Below are 20,307 nucleotides of genomic sequence, written 5' to 3'. Positions count from 1 at the left end.
GATATATTTTTCTGGGAATAGCAAATTATTGGAACTCAACATTATTGATAGCAGCAAAGCTATTTTTTATCCATTCTTGCTCATTATTCTGATTATGAAATTCAATGTTAGTCGTAGTTCTAGATTCAAGTTTTGCATTATTCAATGCAACTTTTTTGAGTTCCTCCAATCCTAATTCCTGAAAATGTTCTTTAGCTGGATCAATTATTTCAGTTTTCTTTCTTTCACCATCATTTATTGTTTTAGACCGTAACTTCATTTCTGTAACATTTCTAATAGCCCTTTCAATTTCCTTAGAAATGGTTATATTTCTATCTGGCTGAGGGTTATCTTTATTGGCAATAGACTCGCAAAATTCAAAAATAAGATTTTCCATCTCGTCAACTGGATAAGGCTCTATCTCTATGTAAGTTTTTTCCGCAGCTTTGATAATTACTTCGCATATAGTAGTTTTACCTGATCCTGTTGATAGTAACTCTTTAGTTTCGATTACATTTCGAGACTTATTAGCAATAGTTTTGTAAACGTTGAAGTCGCCTATTAAATTAAAAATATGACAAATAGCTGTGGTCTTTCCTTGTCCAATAGTACCTATAAAAGCAATTTGATATTTATCTATACTAAGAATTTTTTCAATTTCGTTTAATCGCTCTAACTTTGATTTCAAGTTATTTATGCAAATATAATTACGTACATTAATATCAGAATTACGTGAAATTTTATTTATTTCCTTGTTCAAATCTTGTTTCAAGGATGCAATCTCTTCTTGCCACGTTATCGTCAACATATTGTCTTCCCTGTTTCTGTGCTTACTTACTTGATATTTTCAGTATGCCCATTATGGTTAAATATATAACAACAGCCTCATAAGACTACCAACCCCCTCTCTGGCGAGCCTTTAGCTACTTGGTGATGAGGAAGGCGATCGCTAATTTTAGTTGAGTTCAAGGTTCTGGTAGAAATACATGACGGCTACACAAACTATGTCCGCCTGCACGGACTTCAGGAAGTTGAAACCCACAGAGATAGGTTTTGTCTGTATAGCTGCGATTTATAATTGCAACGGCTAGGATATTTTTACTGGCAGTTAAGGAATAAATGGTTTTAAAATGGTGCAATCTTTAATGATTTAGGGATGGCAGCTATGTCTCTACGCAACGAACCATTAGATTGGCATTTTGAATCAAATGAGCCTTATATTCCAATTTACCATAAAGGTGATTTGGTAGGATTTTTTAAACCAGAATATGCTAGCGAAATTATTAAGTTTCTGAATGAAGAAGAATTTTTAAAAAAAGCACTAAAAATGGCTTGTACTGATTTAATTAAAAAACTGGGAGGCGATACGAGAAAAGTATATTATTTAATGGAAAAATATGTAAAAAATAGTGAACGTCCGAAGCATGGAACTAGAGCGATCGCAGTTTTACTTCATGATAGGCAAAAAGAGCTTGACTTGAATAACCAGGAGTTTACAAAATTCTGCGACACCTTTAAATTATCTCCCACAGAACTAAATAATATTTATGCTGGACAAGTATTTGATGATAGTTTATTAGTGTCCCTTTCACGTATATTAGGGATGGCAAAAGAGCAATTGCTGAAAGTACGAGATGGTTTTGAAGAATCAAACAACATATAAGCAGCAAATCAAAATATTCAAATAATATAAATTTGAGAAAACAGACATCATTTTTTATCGGCTGTTTCAAGAATTTCCTGATATATTCTTTGAACTTATTGGTAATCCTCCAGTATCAGCTAGCCTTTATCAATTTTCATCAGTTGAAATCAAACAAACAGCCTTCAGAATCAATGGTGTGTTTCTACCGACACAAGGAAGCGAAAACCCGATTTACTTTGTTGAAGTGCAATTTCAAGCTGATGGGGAAATTTATTCACGGCTAATTGCAGAAATATATTTATATATCCGTCATAATCAACCATCAAATGACTGGTGTGCTGTGGTTTTATACCCAAATAGGAATGTAGATATAGGCAATATCAAACATTACCGTGAGTTTTTCACAAGTGGGCGCGTCAGGTGCATTTATTTGGATGAATTAGGTGAAGCTGCATCGCTTCCAATTGGCATTGCAACTGCTAAATTAGTAGTTGCAACCGACGATATAGCGATCACTAAAGCAAGGGAGTTGATAAACAGAACCAAGTCAGAGATAAACTCACCATCAAAACAGCAGTAATTATTACAATTTATAGAGACTATTTTGGCTTACAAGTTTCCCACAATGAGTAGGGAGGAGATGGAGCAAATGTTTGGCTTAAGCGAGTTAAAGCAAACCAGATTTTATCAGGAAGCCTTTCAGGAAGGTGTTGAACAAGGTGAGCTTAAAGGGAAACAAAAAGCAGCACCAGCAATGCTGGCAGCAGGGCTGACTGTAGAACAAGTAGCACAAGCCTTAGATTTGAGTGTCAAAGAAGTGAGACAAGTAACACAAAGCCAGCCTTGAGATAGATGTGGTAAATTTTATCCGTGACTCAAGCCAAATTTGGTTTGCGGCTTCCAAACTCAATTGCGACAAATTTATAGTTAATTTTTGTTAATATTAGAGGCGGTATTAGTACTTCGTCCTCAACCACCCACTCCCTACCTGAGAGAAACTTAATGCTGCGACTAGAACATATAAGTAAAATTTATTCCACAGGCGAAGTTCTCAAAGATATCAACTGGGAAGTTAAACCAGGCGATCGCATTGGCTTAGTCGGTGTCAACGGTGCTGGAAAATCCACCCAACTGAAAATTATCTCTGGGGAAATTGAACCCACCTCTGGCGAAATTATCCGTCCTAATAGCTTACATATAGCCTACCTCAACCAAGAGTTTGAAGTAGACCCCAGCCGCACTGTTAAAGAAGAATTTTGGACTGTCTTCAAAGAAGCCAACGAAGTACAGTTATCTCTGGCGCAGGTGCAACGCGACATGGAAACGGCTACCTTAGAAGAACTGGATCGACTGATCGACAAGTTAGATCGCTTGCAACGCAAATTTGAAGCTTTGGATGGCTACAACTTAGATGCACGCATCGGGAAAATTTTACCAGAAATGGGGTTTGGGGTAGAAGATGGCGATCGCCTCGTTAGTGCCTTCAGTGGTGGTTGGCAAATGCGGATGAGTTTGGGTAAAATTCTCCTGCAAAAACCGGACTTGTTGCTGCTGGATGAACCGACTAACCACCTAGATTTAGAAACCATTGAATGGTTGGAAAATTACCTCAGAGGGCTGGTTACACCGATGGTAATAGTCTCCCATGACCGGGAGTTCCTTGACCGCCTTTGCACCCAAATTGTGGAAACTGAACGTGGCGTTTCCAGTAACTACCTCGGTAACTACTCAGCATATTTGTCACAAAAAGCTGAAAATCAATCAGCACAACTTAGCGCCTACGAACGCCAACAGAAAGAATTAGAGAAACAGCAAACCTTTGTTGATAGATTCCGCGCCAGTGCTACCCGCAGTACTCAGGCAAAAAGTCGAGAAAAGCAACTCGAAAAAATTGAACGTATTGAAGCACCCATTGCTGGGGTAAGAACTCTACACTTCCGTTTTCCGCCTGCACCCCGCAGCGGACGCGAAGTAGTAGAAATTAAAGACTTAACTCATATCTATGATGATAAGATTTTGTTTTTGGGAGCAAATCTCCTAATTGAAAGGGGCGATCGCATTGCATTCCTTGGCCCTAACGGTGCTGGAAAATCTACCCTTCTGCGCGTAATTATGGGTATGGAACAACCCACAGAAGGTAGCGTTAAATTAGGCGCTCATAATGTTATCCCGGGTTACTTTGAGCAAAATCAAGCTGAAGCTTTAGACTTGAATAAAACTGTCATGGAAACTATCCATGATGAAGTTCCCGACTGGGATAATCAAGAAGTGCGCACACTTTTAGGACGTTTCTTATTTACTGGTGACACAGTATTTAAGGCAGTTGGGGCATTAAGTGGAGGAGAAAAAGCTCGTCTAGCGTTGGCAAAAATGCTCTTACGTCCCGCAAACTTACTAATTTTAGATGAGCCGACAAACCACCTAGATATTCCAGCTAAAGAAATGCTGGAAGAAGCGCTACAAAACTATGATGGCACGGCAATTGTAGTCTCTCATGACCGCTACTTTATTTCTCAAGTAGCAAATAAAATCGTCGAAATTCGTGATGGAGAATTCCGTGTCTATTTAGGAGATTATCATTACTATCTCCAGAAAATTGCCGAAGAAAAAGAACAGGCAAAGTTAGCTGCAATAGAAGCCGAAAAAGCAGCGAAAAAAGCTGCTAAAGCTGCCAAAGCTTCTACAAAAAGGAAATGAAAAACTAGAAAAGGACTTAGTAGTAGCACAAAAATGCTACTACTAAGTAACAACTCTTTATTAGCGTTTAAAAATATTACAAGAAAATTAGTAAAATTAAAAAAATATTTCAAAAGACTGCAAGTCCTTCATAAAAAAAGTTAATAAGCAAAAATTCACTTGCAGCGTGGATTAGCAGTGGTATCATTCGGGTATTACAAAAAGTAAAGGGCAATTTTACTATGACCAAAGCACCTGTTGCTCCTGTGGTGCTAGTCATTTTAGACGGATGGGGCTACTGCGACCAAACGCGAGGAAACGCCATTATTGCTGCTAAAACTCCCATTGTGGACAGTTTATGGGCAGCTTACCCGCATACCCTCATCCACACATCAGGAAAAGCCGTAGGGTTGCCAGAAGGTCAAATGGGCAACTCGGAAGTTGGTCATTTGAACATTGGTGCTGGGCGAGTGGTACCGCAAGAACTTGTACGCATCTCCGATGCAGTCGAAGACGGTTCTATTGCCTTAAACCCAGCACTTGTCAAAATTTGCCAGGAAGTTCGTTCTCGGAATAGCAAGCTGCATCTAGTCGGGCTTTGTTCTGAGGGAGGGGTACATTCGCATATCACCCATCTATTCGGACTACTTGACTTAGCCAAAAACCAGCGAATTCCAGAAGTTTGTATTCACGCTATCACCGATGGTCGTGACACCGCCCCAACTGACGGTATAAGAGCGATCGCGCTGCTACAAGATTATATAGACCGTGTAGGAATTGGGCGCATAGTCACCCTCAGCGGTCGCTACTACGCGATGGATCGCGATCACCGCTGGGATCGGGTCAAATGTGCCTACGACATGATGATACAAGATAGTGTTGGTAATGGTCTCAAGGCTGTAGAAGTCTTGCAAGCATCTTACGATCTAGGGATAAAAGATGAATTTGTCAACCCAATCCGAATTGCTCCCGGCGCAATACAACCAGGGGATGGGGTGATATTTTTCAACTTCCGCCCCGATCGCTCCAGACAACTGACTCAAGCTTTGGTCAGTCCCACATTTCACGGTTTTGAAAGACAGCAAATCACACCGTTGTCCTTTGTCACCTTTACGCAGTATGATCCAGACTTACCCGTGGCTGTAGCCTTTGAGCCTCAGAATCTCAGTAACATTCTGGGAGAAGTTATAGCCAATCATAGTTTGAATCAGTTCCGCACCTCCGAAACAGAGAAATACGCCCACGTCACCTATTTCTTTAATGGGGGTCTAGAAGAACCTTTTCCCGGAGAAGATCGGGAACTAGTAAGTAGCCCGATGGTGGCGACTTATGACCACGCCCCAGCAATGTCAGCAGCAGCAGTTACAAATGTAGCGATCACTGCGATTCAAAAGGGTACATATTCTCTAGTCGTGATTAACTATGCCAACCCAGACATGGTAGGGCATACTGGTCAAATCGACGCTACCATTACAGCAATTGAAACAGTCGATCGCTGTTTGGGACGCTTGTTAGAAAGCGTTATCAAAGCTGGCGGTACAACAATTATTACTGCTGATCACGGCAACGCTGAGTATATGCTAGATGAAGGGGGTAATCCCTGGACGGCTCATACCACTAACCCAGTCCCCTTCATCTTGGTGGAAGGAGAGAAAGTTAAAATCCCTGGATATGGTACAAATGTCGAACTGCGAAGCGATGGCAAGCTATCCGACATTGCCCCGACAATTTTAGAGATTTTACACCTACCTCAGCCACCAGAAATGACTGGGCGATCGCTGCTAAAAACAGCAGAATACGAGCTACAACGTACTCGCACTACCGTGCAAGTAGGGCTGTAAAAGATTGCTGAGTACTGAGTTAGGAGTTTACTAAAACTCCTAACTTCTAAATTCTGAATTCTGTTTTTTAAAACTTGTTATAAATGAGATTCCTACCATGACAGTTACTAATATCGTGCAAGGCATTTGGGCATTTTCCGCCGTTGGTTTGATTATCTTAGTTTTGCTGCATAGCCCTAAAGGTGATGGGATTGGGGCTATTGGTGGACAAGCGCAGCTATTTAGTAGTACCAAAAGCGCAGAAAACACCTTAAATCGAATTACTTGGGCATTGACAGTAATTTTTCTCGGTTTGACAGTAGTTTTAAGTGCTGGTTGGCTGCCTAAATAAGGATAGGTAAATGGGGAAAAGAACCCAACACCCGATATTTAACACCCTAATAAATTTAATTTTACGACGGTTAATTACAGCTCTTGCCTTATTTATTGGCACAGGGCTATTAATCGTTTTTATTAATTTTCAGTCGAGTAATGGGTTTACAATAACACCAAAATATGCGTATTCAGACTTAATAATCTCTCTCCCTCCATCATCTCCCCTAAAATCCCATCCTTTACCGCCTACACTTGCACAGTGGCAAGATAGCACTAACAGTGGTGACTACTTTTCCCAAGTTACAACAACCCAAGTTGGTTATTTAATCTGGTCAAAATTTCCTGTTCGAGTTTATGTAGAACCACCAAAAGCCATCAGTGAAAAACAAGCTCAAGCATGGGTTAATGCTGTCTTACAGGGTGTACAGGAGTGGAGTACTTATTTACCTTTAACAGTAGTCGAACAGCCAGAAATTGCTGATATTACGATTGTGCGAAAAACGCCACCTCTACAGATTTCTTCTGGTAGTAATATACCTCGTGCGCGCTCGGCACAAACTACTTACGAGTTATACACCAGTAACAGAGTTTTATCCCACCGCTTCACCATCTTGCTAAGTCCTAGTCAAACAGGTGAGTATCTCATCGCAGCTGCCCGCCACGAATTCGGTCATGCGCTAGGAATTTGGGGTCATAGTCCGCTACAAACTGATGCTTTATACTTTTCTCAAGTTCGTAACTCGTCGCCTATTTCTGCTAGAGATGTACATACTTTAAAGCGGGTTTATGAACAGCCAACCAGTTTAGGATGGTCTTTAATGGATAATTCAGCGACTTAATTTTATGGTGTTGCTGAGTTAAAATCTGAATATGTTTTGTGTAAAAAATCAAAATTTAAGATTAAGGCAACCAATTTTTATCCAAAATTTGCTCTAAGGTATAAGGACATAATTCAGGTAAATTGGTTAAATTTGTTTTAGCTTTAACATAATCTAAGCCATTGCTATAAATTATTATGCTGAAATTTTCCTCTAAATAATTGCGTAAATTGGCACTTAAATCTTCATTTACTTGGTTTCGAAAACTAATAATTTCTGCAGTCCAATGATTAGCATTTCTTGGCTTTTCTAAATCCTAATATTGATAAAGTAGTAAATTTACAGTGCGATCGCACTTTTTCCCTTTCCCTACGCTCTACGACTTAATGGTAAAGGTCGCTGTGCTAAAACTTCTTTATAAAGTTCTTCCAGCAGACTAATATTTTTACTAAGGGTATAGCGGTCTAATACACGCTGTCTAGCTTTTTGCCCCAGTAAGGTTGTTAATTCTGGATGGTCTTGCAACACTGGCAAGAGGGTTCTTAATTGCGAGCGCGCTGTTTTGGTACTAATAACTACACCTGCACCCTTTTCTAATACTTCTCCATCTGCACCCACATCTGTTGCTAAACAAGCCAACCCACACGACATTCCTTCTAACAGAGATAAGGATAAACCCTCAACCAACGAAGGTAAAACAAATACATCTGCGCCCCGCAAAATTTCGATGCGTCGGTCTTCTTCAGCGACAAATCCTAACCAGATAATGCCATATTCTGAACCATAAAACGGCTCTAAGGAAGACTTCAAAGGGCCATCGCCAACAATTAGTAACTTACTACCACGCACCATTGCCGACTGCTTCCAAGCGCGGAGGAGAGCTTCAACATTTTTCTCTGGTGCTATGCGACCCTGATAAACAAATAAGCGTTCGGCTTTAAATTCTGCTTTGATTTGAGAAAATCCTGGAGAATACTTAGCGGTATCAACACCGTTGGGAATTACGGCAATATTCTCTTCTCTTACGCCCATCCCTGCCAATAATTCTCGCTGAATTTGGGAAAATACAATCACACGATCGTAGTTAACTAAAAAAGGCGCGTAGAGCTGATAAGCCAAAAGTTGTGTTCCTGATACCAGCTTTGCCCCTTTGCCAGCAAACGGTGTGTGAAAAGTGGCAACTAGAGGCAACCTCAGCTCCTCACAGATTTCCGGTAGAAAAAAGTCTAGAGGAGATAACGTTAAGGAAGCATGGACTACATCTGGTTTGATTTCCCGCAGTGAATCGGTTAAAACTTTGGTAGCTTTAAAAGTGGGAATTGTGTAAACCTGGGACTTGTAAATGAAAGGTAGGGAAACCTCTCGAAAATTTGGCCAATTATCAGGTTCAGACTCTTCCTGGGCGAAGTGAAGAAAGCTAACTTGGTGTCCCCTATCTAGCAAGGCATTTGTAATTTCTCGACTGTAGGTGACATTGCCGCAAAATGGTGATTTTTTTCCAATCCAGGCTATACGCATTCTTTATTTAGCTGTAAGAAAAGCGGGTTAAATCTATTACTTGTGTGTCCTTTGTGATTTTTAGTTTATCTAGCTATACTTGCTGGCTTTCTTATTTATTAAAAATTTCCACAACTTTCTACTGGCTTAAAAGCTTATTATCAGCTGATTAAACCAGTCGATGGCTTTATTTATTTTAGTTATAAGTTGTTAATTTCTGATATTTAAACAACTTATTCTGACTAATGTCAGATTCATATCCAGCAAGTATGTGATAAATTTTCACTGGCAACAGTTTACCATGAACACAATAGCTTTAAGTAAATTATTAATTACATCAAGGTAATGAATAATAACTCCTGTTAGCTGATAACTATTTGTGTGAGTTATACCAAGTTAATATACCTCCTGAAAAGACGATCGCAGCTAATCCCAAAAAAACTATCTGTAATCCCAGAAAGGTTTCTGCAACACCAGCTAATGCTAAAGGTAAGGAGAGGGCAATATTAATGACATTGTTCTGCAAGCCAAAAACTTTACCACGCATTTCTGGAGGTGTTTCTGTTTGGATTGTAGTTTGCATGGGAATTCCTACTAGTGCCCCAAAAATACCTACAAGTGTCACTAGTAACAAGACAAGCCACAGTTGAGTTGTAAATACTGATAGACCAATTAGGGATGCGGCCATACCCATACAACCACACAGACTTAGCTGAGTATAAGAGAAGCGTTGACCAAATTGACCGAGAATTGTTGCTCCACCAGCGATACCAACACCGCCAGCTGCTAGTAAAAAGCCAAACTGGGAAGCTTTCATGTTGGGAATTATTTCCGCCATCCGAACGGCTAGAACAGTTAATGCTGCAAAAACAGAAAACAAGATAATCAGTTGAAGCAAAGCATTGCGGACGCGATGATTCGCTTTGAGATAGGCAAAACCGTCTCGCAAGTCAGAAAATACGTGAGGGAATTCTGTATCGGGGTGGTGTTTTTCCTTAGTTGCCATGAGGAACAAAATTAGTCCAGCGATCGCATAACTGCCACCAACTAAAAGTTTTTTGCCCAAACTACCACTACCACCAATTTGCAGCCAAAGTCCATCAGCGAGCGCTAGTAATGGTTCCCCAACAGCAAACCCAACAATCACCGATGCCATCATCGTTGTTGTATAAAGCGAATTTGCCGAGAGTAAATCCTGTTCTTCTACGATTAAAGGAATTGCCGCCTGTTCCGCCGGTGCAAAAAACTGCGTCAAAGTCGAAACTAAAAAAGTCACAGCCAGAATGATCAAAAAACCCACTGGCAGCACTCCTATGGGTTTCCAGTCATGAGTCAACCACAGCAGGAAGGGAATTGACAAAACCAGGATGCCACGCCAGATATTTGTTGCCACCAGCACAGCCTTTTTCGACCAGCGATCGACAAACACACCAGCAACGGAACCAAACAATACGGCTGGAATAGTAAAAGCCATCATCAAGACTGATACCCAACCACTAATACTCTGATTGCTTCCTTGAAACTGAGTATTAATCAAAGCAATCATCAGCACCAAATAAACTTTATCTGCTAGTTGGGAGAAAACTTGACCGCCCCAAAGAGCCAAGAAATTAGGATTTTTTAGTACAGGTAAAAATCCTAGCTGTTTTACATTCCCTGCAATAGCTTCTCCACTTGAACCAGAGGCATCTAATTTCGGTAATTCTTTTTCTGGAATAGTGGCTATTGGCAAATTCTGTCCATTACAAACGCCATTGCTATCTACCTCAGCAGTGGTTGATTTGTCCTCAGATTGTGTTTCTGATTGGCTTGGAAGATCAGTTTTTGGGCAATTTTGATCGTTTTTAGAAATATCTTTTGGGGACATTTCTTGGCCATTTATTTGACTAGATGTACACTTGGGAACAGCACTCAAGTGATTCTTGACTGTAGGATCTGATACTCTATTCTGTTTTTTGGCGAGGCTTGGTGACAAAGGCAGGATTTTTTTATCCAAATCAGACGGTTGCATCATGGTTGGCAGCAAAATAAGAGTCGATTAAGGTAGCAGAGCGAATAGGGCGACCTAATTGATATTGAGCATACTGGCGCAAAATCTGCTCAACAGATAACCAGTCATAATCTCTAGCACTATCAATTTGCATTATCTCTGGTTGTGACAGCTGTTGAAGCAAAGCTAGTTCCATAGCACCCAAACGACTAGAAATCACAGGTATTTCTTGCCGATGCACAACAACTATTTGGGTATTGGGCATTGGGAATGGGGCATTGAGCATTGCGGATGGGACATTGGGCATTGGGTATTGGTTATTAATTCCCTCCTCCCCTGCTCCCCTGCTCCTCTGCTGCTCTGCCCTTATCTCCTTTTCTCCTTCTTTTCGTAAACGTTCTCTAGCTTCTAAAGAAACCGTTCCACCCGCAGGGATGCTAAATCCTACCTGCCAGTTGGGGTCTGTGAAGTTTGGCTTCAGGGAACGTTGAGATAGGCAGCAGATTTGCACTTGTGGCGTCAGTCCTGCTAAGGCTAAAAGGTGAAATACAGCATGAGCCAGATGAGCCAAAACACCAGATGGATTTGCACTTGACACCGCCTCTAAGCGATGGAGATGTTCATTGAACAAATCATAAAGTTCTTCTTGGGGTTGTTCGCTCAAAGCTTCACACAGAACTATTTCTGCTAAATATTGACTGGCAGCCAGTTTTCCCAAATCTTTAGCTAAACCAGGATAGGTTTTTAACGTCTGTGCTTGAGTAATTTTATCAAGCGATCGCCCTTTGGCAATCAATAGTTCATTCACAACGAACATTCCACTCCTACCGCCCAGGCTGGAGTTGTGTTTACGTGACCCTGGAGCCACGGCTCGAATTAGACCGAATTCTCGTGTCAAAATCGTCACTATTTTATCCGATTCTCCTAGCGCCTGGGTTTTAAGATTAATACCAGTTGCTTTGTAGGTTCTACTCATTAGTCATTAGTCACTAGTAATTAGTAATTATTAATCATTGCTCAAGGGTCATTAGCTTATGACAAATGACAAAGCGCAAAGTCTGAGCGGAGGTTTCCTCCGCTCAGAACTTTGTAAGAGAGGATAAATGACTATTCACCCTTTCCCAAGTTATCGCGCTGGCGGATCAAATCCATACCGCGAGATGTGCCTAATCTAGTAGCACCCGCTACGATTAAGTCTAGGGCTTGATTGATAGTGTGAATACTACCTGAAGCTTTAATTCCTACCTTTTCTTTTGCCAATTCTTGCAAAAGTCGCACATCTGCTACAGTTGCACCACCATTCCATCCTGTACTAGTTTTTAAGAATGCTGCTCCTGCCTCCATAGCTATTTCAGCAGCTATTTTTTTCTCTGCATCTGTCAACAGGTTAGTTTCCAAAATTACCTTGACCGTTTGCCCAGTCTCTTCACAAATTTCGGCAATCTCTCGGTGGACTTCTTCAGTTTTGCCAGCTTTCAACCAGCCCAAGTTCATGACCATATCCAACTCAGTGGCCCCACTATCTACAGCTTCTTGAGCTTCATACAGTTTCACTGTTGAAGTCGTTGCACCAGAAGGAAAGCCTATCACCGTACAAACTTTTGGGTTTTTACCGTGGAGGAGTTCGACTGCTTGCTTGACATTAGCGGGGAACAGACAAACTGCTGCAAAGTTGAATCTATATGCTTCTTCACACCATTGCTCAACCTGCTCTGGAGTAGCCGTTGGCATTAACAAGGAGTGATCGATAAATGGCGCAATATCAATGTCTGGATAGTCTGCTGCCATCGTGTCTTCTGCCAGTGAGTGATTGATTATTAAACTTTATAAAAAATTAAAACATTTCTTATATATATATTAAACCACATTTATTACGAGTTTATCCTGAAAACAAGCTGCTGAATTGTCTTTAATATCAGCTTTACAGATATCTCAGAATTACTACAAGTATTGAAGTTGACGTTAAGTAGTAATAATACTAGGAATATCAACAGTGTTTTTTACACTATTTCCTAAGAAGTTAATAATAGTTTGAGCTAATGCCTGTGATGCCAGATATGGGACACCATTACCAATAGTTTTAAACATGTTAGTGAGTGACATATTTTCTGGAAGTACAAAATTTGTAGGCAAAGATTGTATAGCTAAAGCTTCTGCTACAGAAATTCGCCGGACTTTGTAAGGATGTAAATGTACTTCATTATTTCCATAACAAGCTGTCGGAGAATAACGCCATCTATGCAGACGCTTGAAAGACTTTTTAGAATCATCCCCTTCATCAATAGCAGCAAATTTTGTGATACCTGCTCTTGGTTGAAAATAGTTTTCAGTATTAGGGTGCTTAAGTACATTATTTTTTCTAAACCAGTATTCAACTGTTAATTCTTTAGGTATACCATCAGGGCAAGGGATGATGGAATTTTCTTGGAATGGATCGCACTTACGCCAGGGGTAAGCAAAAACTTTTTCGTGAGGAAATAAAATATAATTATTCCAAGGAAAACACCTCTCAGTTAGTAACTTTTCAGTACCAACTTTTATTCCTATATCCTGAAGAAAATTATTTTTGAAACCAATTAAAATAATTCTTTCTCTATCTTGAGGTACGCCATATTCGATAGCATTAATTAATCGCTCTGTTAATATGTAGCCTGATTCCTGCAATTTTTGCTTGAGCAACTCAAAAAATAAACGGTGTTTTGTTGTCTTCCATAAACCCTTAACGTTTTCAAATAAAAAGAAATCTGGAAAATTGCGGCAAATTAATTCAATATATGAAGCGGAAAGTTTACCATTATCTCCTAAACTTCCTCTATTTTTTCCACCAATAGAAAAATCAGGACAAGGAGGCCCACCGATGAAACCGATTATATTATGAGATTTGTGGCAATCTTGGACTAATTCTTGAAGGTGTTGTGCTTCTTTTCCAACAATAAGTTTTGTTACATCTGCTGCTTCCCCGTGATGATATCCATATTCAGGTGATCGCATTTTCAGAACTTCCCGTGAATGGCGATAGGCAGCGATGAATGGGGCGAAGATTTCATTAACATAAACAATATTAAAACCGCTGGTTTCAAAACCTAAATCGAGGAAACCTGAGCCAGCAAAAAAAGAGAAAATACAAGGGCGATCGCTCATTGAATTACTAGTACGATCAAAAAGTATTATTAGTATTCAGATTATCGGAAAATGGGTTATATGCGTCACTTATAGAGACAGTTAATATTAACTATCCAATTCGGTTTTAAGGGTTGGTAAAACCTGATATATTAGGGCTTCTACGTAAGTACCAATCAAAAAATAACAATTGAAATACTACTTAACATAGTAAAAAAAGTTTACAGTTAACCTAAGTATTACATCTTAAAGTTTACTCAATCTTTAAGGAAAATACCTGACATCAAAAGAGTCTGGAGTCACAATGAAATATAGGGGTTTCTAAGCCCAAATGATATTTCAGACAAATATTTGTCATTAAATAAAGAGCCGGGGTACTTCGGACTAAATTTTATGCGGATTTTAATTTACTCCTACAACTACTATCCAGAACCGATTGGTATTGCCCCACTGATGACTGAATTAGCAGAGGGACTAGTGAAACGTGGGCATGAAGTGCGTGTAGTAACCGCTATGCCCAACTACCCTGAGCGGCAAATTTACCAGGAATATCGGGGCAAATGGTATGTCAACGAATATAAAAATGGCGTTCAAATTCAACGCAGTTACGTTTGGATTCGTCCACAACCCAACCTATTAGATCGGGTGTTATTAGATGCTAGTTTTGTAGTCACTAGCTTTGTACCCGCCCTCATCGGTTGGCGCCCAGATGTGATTCTCTCAACATCGCCATCTTTGCCAAGCTGTGTACCGGTTGCGCTTTTAGGATGGTTACGTGCTTGTCCTGTAATTTTAAATCTACAAGATATCTTACCAGAAGCAGCCGTCCATGTCGGTCTGCTGAAAAATAAATTACTTATCCGGCTGTTTACATTATTGGAAAAATTTGCCTACCGCACAGCTACTAAAATTAGCGTCATCGCCGATGGGTTTGTAGACAATTTGCGATCTAAGGGCGTAAAAGCTGACAAAATTGTGCAAATTCCCAACTGGGTTGATATAAATTTTATCCGCCCTTTACCTAAAGAAAATAACCCTTTTCGCACAGCACATAATTTAAACGGCAAATTTGTAGTACTGTATTCTGGTAACATTGCCCTAACTCAAGGCTTAGAAAGCGTTGTCAAAGCTGCTTCTGTCTTGCGCCATATCCCAGATATTGTCTTTGTCATCGTTGGAGAGGCAAAAGGTCTACAGCGATTGCAACAGGAATGTCTAGACTGTGGTGCAGATAATGTGTTGTTACTGCCATTTCAACCCCGCAAAGATTTACCACAGATGTTAGCAGCTGCGGATATTGGTTTAGTGGTGCAAAAGAAAAATGTTGTATCCTTTAACATGCCGTCAAAAATTCAAGTGCTACTTGCTAGTGGAGGGGCCTTAGTTGCCTCTGTCCCCGAAAATGGTACAGCAGCGAGAGCCATTAGGCAAAGTGGCGGCGGAGTTATTGTTCCTCCAGAAGATCCTCAAGCTTTAGCGATGGCAATTTTAGATTTGTACCAAAACCCCGAAAAAGTCAAAACTCTGGGTTACAAAAGTCGCCAATATGCAGTTGAGCAATATGCTTTTGAGCAAGCTTTAAATCAGTATGAGTCCTTGTGTTACTCATTGACAACAGAACGTAGAACAATTCAATCTACAGGCATAGTTACGAAACAAGAAGTTTAATTTTTGTAGCAAAGTTATGGTGCATCTGTCGAAATTGCAATTTGCCCTCATATATAAGTAACATAAAATCTTGAGGGTAACTAATTTGACTAATAAAAATACAGCGATAGACAAGCAAGTTTTCAGGTGAATTGTTGAACTAAAAATCTCACGGTTTCACTTCATTCAACCGTGGGCAATTAAAAAGTATTTTATTATACTAGTGAGTATACGTATAAAAAGTGTACTTTTGCTAAACCAGTCATTAGTATGTCGTGTTGTCTCGTAATTTAATCGTAGATAGACAAGTATAAAGCATAGATATATAGTTAACTGCAAATTACTAGCTTTACATAGCTATGCTGTTTGATGAATCTGCGATTATTTTCGCTGTCAATTCCTGCTGGAAAGCTATTGGTTGATTTATCGCTGCACAATAACCATCAGCAATCAGCTGTTGCGGATATCAAAATCTAAACAGCCAATTATCAAACTAGGCCCATAGACACCTGTTTTTTTGTTAGTATTCAAAAAAACCTATTGACACATTTGTCAGATCAATTGTTTGTTGTTTGTAAGTAAATGTCAACAATTGTTTCAAAAGGAAGAAAGCACCTGAGGTTTAATGACTGATTATTTCCAAGGAAATTTCCCATTGCAATCTGTCCCACTGATGAAGAGTGCAGTAATAAGCCACGGCCAAACCGAAGAGGCAAGCGAAAAATTAGCTGCAATGATCGCGATTGCGGCATCAGACCGCAAAGCAGGTGAGATTTTATTGCTTAAAGTAACAGAGGTATCTTACCTGGCTGATTACTTTGTGATGATGACTGGCTATTCTAAGGTACAGGTCAGGGCGATCGCTCAAGCAATTGAAGGAAAAGTCGAAACTGAGTTGCAACGCCGTCCCTTAAGGATAGAAGGAAAAGCCGAGGGGAGTTGGGTACTACAAGACTATGGTGATGTGATTGTTCACATCATGATGCCCAAAGAACGAGAGTTTTATAATTTAGAAGCGTTCTGGATTCATGCAGAACGTATTTCCCTTCCAGAATCTGATGAGGGTGAGGGTAAGCCAACATGATTAGGTCTTCGGTTTCTAATTGCCCAGTTCCTACAGACCAACAACCACTCAATGAATACGAAGAGTTAAAAACTTCCTGGCTGTTTCGCGATACCACTTTAGATTGGCGCGAGTATATCACCAAACTCGTTTGGATTTGGGGTTTATCTTGGCTTTTTGCAGGACCGATAGCTGCGGCAAGTTTTCCCCCTCACAAGTATATTGCACATTTTATTCTCTGTGGTGCAGCCGGAGCGAGTGTCGGGGTAGTGCTGGTACTGGTAAGATTGTACTTAGGTTGGTTCTACGTGTGCGATCGCCTTTGTAGTCCCACAGTATTTTATGAAGAGTCCGGTTGGTATGATGGTCAAACTTGGACTAAACCACAGGAAGTTCTCAACCGCGATCGCTTAATTGTTGCATATGAAATTAAACCCATTCTGCGGCGATTACAATTTACCTTTGCTGGCTTGGCGGGAATGTACGTTATTGGTACTATAGGTTGGCATTTGTTTTAAAAGTTAGGAGTCAGGAGTTAGGAGTGATTAGTTAATAATTCATAACTCTTAACTCCTAACTCCTAACTAAAAAAAGGTGATAAATATAAACCCATGACAATGGGAAAACGAACTCAAGCCACAGCACTGGAAGTCCGGTTGCTGCGGGAAGGTATTATTGAATCCAGGCATATAGTCCAAGCTGTTGTCTGCGACGAACGAGGACGGGTTCTAACCGTTGCCGGAAATTCTGAAACTGCTGCATTTATCCGTTCAGCTCTCAAACCATTTCAGGCACTTGCTGTCACCACAACAGGCACACTGGAACGCTATCAACTCAGCGATCGCGACTTAGCAATTATTACAAGTTCCCATAAAGGAAGAATAGATCAAGTCCGACAGGTATTTAACATCCTTTGGCGGGCCGATCTTGACCCGACTATACTCCAGTGTCCAATTCCTGAAGATAAGCACAGTCCTCTGGAATACAACTGTTCTGGAAAACATGCGGGAATGTTAGCCGTTTGTCAGCAACGTCATTGGCCCTTAAATAACTACTTGGATCGCAAACACCCAATACAGCAGTTAATTTTGGGCAAGGTAGCAGAGTTGCTGCGAATGCCAGCAGCAGAATTTATCAACGCTCATGACGACTGTGGCGCACCAACTTATCTGATGCAACTTGGTCACATGGCATCTTTATATGCACTGCTAGCCTCTAGTACCAACTTGGATATGGAGCGCATTGTCCGTGCTATGACTCATCACCCCGCTATGGTAGCAGGAGATGGAGAATTTGATACGGAACTGATGCGCTTAACCCCAGGAGAACTAGTCAGCAAAAGTGGTGCCGAAGGAGTGCAGTGCATTGGTAGACTCGGTGAAGGTTTAGGATTGGCAATTAAAGTCATGGATGGGGCGAAACGGGCAAAATATGCTGTTGCTATTCACTTACTCCAGCAAATGGGGTGGATTAGTCCCAGCGCCGCCGAAAGCCTCTCAGAAAAATTTGTCACCTTGGGAAAATACAAGCGTTTAGAAGTAATTGGAGAATTATCATTTTTGTAGTTGCCAAACTCTTGACTATAAGTTATAGTGTAAAAGTTAAGAGTGACGCGGGATAGAGCAGCCTGGTAGCTCGTCGGGCTCATAACCCGAAGGTCAGTGGTTCAAATCCACTTCCCGCCACCAAATAAAATGTAAAACAAAACCCTACAATCAGTGAAAATTGTAGGGTTTTGTTTTATTTTGATCTATTCTGAAAGAAATAGCCATCTAAAAGGCGCGGAGAATCATGGTTGTGAAGTTGCAGCGACCAATTTTAGTGGGAGGATTGGGACTTTCCTTTTCCCTGTGGATGTTGGACAGTTGGCACGATTCTATAGTGCAGGTGGGTGAGTTCGGTTTGTTGAGTGCCTTAGCTGTCGGTGGTGGTTTGTGGTTATTCCAGCAAAAGCGCCCCAAAGACTGTTTAGAGCAGCTAGATGGTATGCTTGTGGATCGGACAACAGTGGAAAGTGCGATCGCTAAAGCTGAAACTGTAATTAACCAACTAGCACAAGAAGCAGAAAACCATCCAGCCTTAGAGACACTCAGAGAACAAGTTGCCCAATTGTTGCTGGAATTAGACAGGCAAAAAATTAAAGTAGCTGTGACTGGCGGGAAATCTGTGGGTAAAAGCACTTTAATTCAAGTGCTAGAGCAAAATCTAGAGACACAAAACTTCGTGTCTCTACAAGAGACAGCATCTTTGTTTAGAGAAGCAGGTGAAAATTCAGATGCGGCTATTTTGGCAGAAGTAGCAAAATCTGATTTTGTTCTATTCTTGACAAACGGTGATTTGACAGACTCAGAATTTAAAACTTTACAACAGCTAAAGGCAGCAAATCAGCCCAATATGCTGGTTTTCAACAAACAAGACCAGTATTTTACCGATGAAAGCGCCAATATCTTTAGTCAATTGAAACAGCGGATGCAGGGAAATGTAGTTGCAACTGCGGCCTCTCCCATTGCCATCAAAGTCCGAAAGCATGAGGCTGATGGTTCTGTGCAAGAGTGGATGGAACAACCAGCAGCAGATATCCAGCAGTTAACTCAACAGTTGGGTGAAGTTTTGGCACAGCAAGGACAACAGCTAGTTTGGGTAACTACCATGAGAAAAGCCGGATTGTTGAAAGCTGAAGCGAAAAATTTGCTGAATGGAGCCAGACGCGATCGCATCACCCCAATTATTGAACAATATCAATGGATAGCTGCCGCTGCTGCCTTTGCTAATCCAGTACCAGCCTTTAATATTCTGGCAACTGCGGCAATTAATGCTCAAATGGTAATGGATTTGGGTAAAATTTATCAGCAAAAATTTTCCCTAGAACAGGCACAAACCATAGCTGGAACAATGGGAAGTTTAATGCTGAAATTGGGTTTAGTTGAACTTTCTACAAAAGCTATTAGTACTGTTCTGAAAAGTAATGCCGTTACCTTTGTTGCTGGTGGCGTAGTACAGGGAGTAAGTGCGGCTTATTTGACTAGAGTCGCAGGGTTTAGTCTAGTTGAGTATTTCCAACAGCAGGAAATAGCGATAGATTCTGGAACTGGTTTAAATTTGGATAATTTACGGCAAACTTTGCAAAAAGTATTTCAGCAAAATCAGCAGATTGGTTTTTTGCAGGGGTTTGTTAAGCAAGGTGTGAAGCGTTTGTTGCCTTCTGGTGCAACCGATTAAAGTAGTTGGTGCTGAGAAGTTTGTGGGTTAAGTTTACCCAGCGGCGCAAAGAAAAACTTTGCGCCTTTGTATTAGGCTAAAAAATATGGTAATCGTAGTATCCCTCTTTTATCACTTTCTGGGAAGGCGATCGCTAGAAGCCTCATAAGACAATCAATACAAGCTATACTATTAGAAAAAATGGGTCTTGTATTTGTTCTTAGAAAAGAATCGCGCGATGCCTGCGGTTTTTGCTAGCCTACGCTTGCTATACAACAGTTCTAGAATTTAGAAATGGCAAATGTTTTCGGAGAGTGACAGAACAGGAATAACCCTCTTCTGTCACTTTCCGGAATAAGCAAGTAGTTCAGGAGTTAAATTATCCAGAAGTATAACAGGGTTTGAATTAATTCATTGTACTAATTAATTCATTGAATCCCAGCAATAAATTGGAATTGAGCAATCGCTAACAGCAATGAGTAATGCTTTGTGAGAATGGAGTCAGCGCCCAGATGGAT

15 protein-coding genes, 1 tRNA gene and 3 pseudogenes are annotated in these 20,307 nt (G+C 40.6%); 12 read left to right on the top strand and 7 right to left on the bottom strand.

Annotation, left to right across the window (positions count from 1 at the left end):
* Positions 1-25: 25 nt before the first annotated feature.
* Positions 26-787 (bottom strand): hypothetical protein, encoded by a 762-nt coding sequence (locus V7K89_RS12045; RefSeq protein WP_335187365.1) that lies wholly within the window; start codon positions 785-787, stop codon positions 26-28.
* A gap of 348 nt (positions 788-1,135) precedes the next feature.
* Between V7K89_RS12045 and V7K89_RS12040 the strand changes: the two genes are divergently transcribed.
* The 6 genes and pseudogenes from V7K89_RS12040 (at position 1,136) to V7K89_RS12015 (ending at position 7,295) form a co-directional block, all read left to right on the top strand.
* Positions 1,136-1,642: a hypothetical protein gene (locus V7K89_RS12040; protein ID WP_335187364.1), complete on the top strand. Its 507-nt coding sequence runs from the start codon at positions 1,136-1,138 to the stop codon at positions 1,640-1,642.
* A gap of 46 nt (positions 1,643-1,688) precedes the next feature.
* Positions 1,689-2,471, top strand: a pseudogene (locus tag V7K89_RS12035) (Rpn family recombination-promoting nuclease/putative transposase).
* A gap of 155 nt (positions 2,472-2,626) precedes the next feature.
* Positions 2,627-4,321, top strand: coding sequence for an ABC-F family ATP-binding cassette domain-containing protein (locus V7K89_RS12030; protein ID WP_335187362.1), 1,695 nt, complete (start codon positions 2,627-2,629; stop codon positions 4,319-4,321).
* 221 nt (positions 4,322-4,542) lie between these two features.
* The gene (gpmI, locus tag V7K89_RS12025; RefSeq protein WP_335187360.1) at positions 4,543-6,141 is read left to right on the top strand and encodes a 2,3-bisphosphoglycerate-independent phosphoglycerate mutase; all 1,599 of its coding nucleotides are present in this window, start codon (positions 4,543-4,545) and stop codon (positions 6,139-6,141) included.
* A gap of 97 nt (positions 6,142-6,238) precedes the next feature.
* Positions 6,239-6,472 (top strand): preprotein translocase subunit SecG, encoded by a 234-nt coding sequence (gene secG, locus V7K89_RS12020; protein WP_335187358.1) that lies wholly within the window; start codon positions 6,239-6,241, stop codon positions 6,470-6,472.
* A 10-nt stretch (positions 6,473-6,482) separates the two neighbouring features.
* The gene (locus V7K89_RS12015) at positions 6,483-7,295 is read left to right on the top strand and encodes a peptidase (protein ID WP_335187356.1); all 813 of its coding nucleotides are present in this window, start codon (positions 6,483-6,485) and stop codon (positions 7,293-7,295) included.
* Positions 7,296-7,356: 61 nt separating this feature from the next.
* On the opposite strand, the pseudogene V7K89_RS12010 reads toward V7K89_RS12015, so the two are convergent.
* The 6 genes and pseudogenes from V7K89_RS12010 to V7K89_RS11985 form a co-directional block, all read right to left on the bottom strand.
* A pseudogene (locus V7K89_RS12010) lies at positions 7,357-7,572 on the bottom strand (DUF29 family protein); the annotation flags it as partial.
* A gap of 71 nt (positions 7,573-7,643) precedes the next feature.
* The gene (locus tag V7K89_RS12005) at positions 7,644-8,792 is read right to left on the bottom strand and encodes a glycosyltransferase family 4 protein (protein WP_335187354.1); all 1,149 of its coding nucleotides are present in this window, start codon (positions 8,790-8,792) and stop codon (positions 7,644-7,646) included.
* Between the two features lie 352 nt (positions 8,793-9,144).
* Positions 9,145-10,782, bottom strand: a complete 1,638-nt coding sequence (locus tag V7K89_RS12000) for an MFS transporter (RefSeq protein ID WP_335187436.1) — start codon at positions 10,780-10,782, stop codon at positions 9,145-9,147.
* Complete coding sequence (gene recO / locus V7K89_RS11995) at positions 10,769-11,737, bottom strand: DNA repair protein RecO (protein ID WP_335187352.1); 969 nt, start codon at positions 11,735-11,737, stop codon at positions 10,769-10,771. Before recO ends, V7K89_RS12000 begins: the two co-directional genes overlap by 14 nt.
* 131 nt (positions 11,738-11,868) lie before the next feature.
* Positions 11,869-12,549 carry a deoxyribose-phosphate aldolase gene (gene deoC, locus V7K89_RS11990; protein WP_335187350.1) on the bottom strand — a complete coding sequence of 227 codons (681 nt, stop codon included), beginning with the start codon at positions 12,547-12,549 and terminating at the stop codon, positions 11,869-11,871.
* Between the two features lie 174 nt (positions 12,550-12,723).
* Positions 12,724-13,902: a DNA cytosine methyltransferase gene (locus V7K89_RS11985; RefSeq protein WP_335187348.1), complete on the bottom strand. Its 1,179-nt coding sequence runs from the start codon at positions 13,900-13,902 to the stop codon at positions 12,724-12,726.
* A gap of 372 nt (positions 13,903-14,274) precedes the next feature.
* Between V7K89_RS11985 and V7K89_RS11980 the strand changes: the two genes are divergently transcribed.
* From V7K89_RS11980 to V7K89_RS11955, 6 genes and pseudogenes are all read left to right on the top strand, one after another.
* Positions 14,275-15,549, top strand: a complete 1,275-nt coding sequence (locus V7K89_RS11980; protein ID WP_335187346.1) for a glycosyltransferase family 4 protein — start codon at positions 14,275-14,277, stop codon at positions 15,547-15,549.
* Between the two features lie 604 nt (positions 15,550-16,153).
* The gene (rsfS, locus tag V7K89_RS11975) at positions 16,154-16,612 is read left to right on the top strand and encodes a ribosome silencing factor (RefSeq protein ID WP_335187344.1); all 459 of its coding nucleotides are present in this window, start codon (positions 16,154-16,156) and stop codon (positions 16,610-16,612) included.
* Entirely contained in the window at positions 16,609-17,109 is a 501-nt protein-coding gene (locus tag V7K89_RS11970) for a CGLD27 family protein (RefSeq protein ID WP_335187342.1), read from the top strand. The genes rsfS and V7K89_RS11970 overlap by 4 nt, the downstream gene beginning before the upstream one ends.
* Before the next feature lie 93 nt (positions 17,110-17,202).
* Complete coding sequence (locus V7K89_RS11965; RefSeq protein WP_334911680.1) at positions 17,203-18,156, top strand: asparaginase; 954 nt, start codon at positions 17,203-17,205, stop codon at positions 18,154-18,156.
* Positions 18,157-18,202: 46 nt separating this feature from the next.
* Positions 18,203-18,279: transfer RNA gene (locus V7K89_RS11960), tRNA-Met, on the top strand.
* A 103-nt stretch (positions 18,280-18,382) separates the two neighbouring features.
* A pseudogene (locus tag V7K89_RS11955) lies at positions 18,383-19,841 on the top strand (YcjF family protein).
* Positions 19,842-20,307 lie beyond the last annotated feature (466 nt).

Source organism: Nostoc sp., assembly GCF_036917515.1.
Taxonomy (GTDB): domain Bacteria; phylum Cyanobacteriota; class Cyanobacteriia; order Cyanobacteriales; family Nostocaceae; genus Nostoc.
This window is presented reverse-complemented; position numbering and strand designations above follow the sequence as displayed.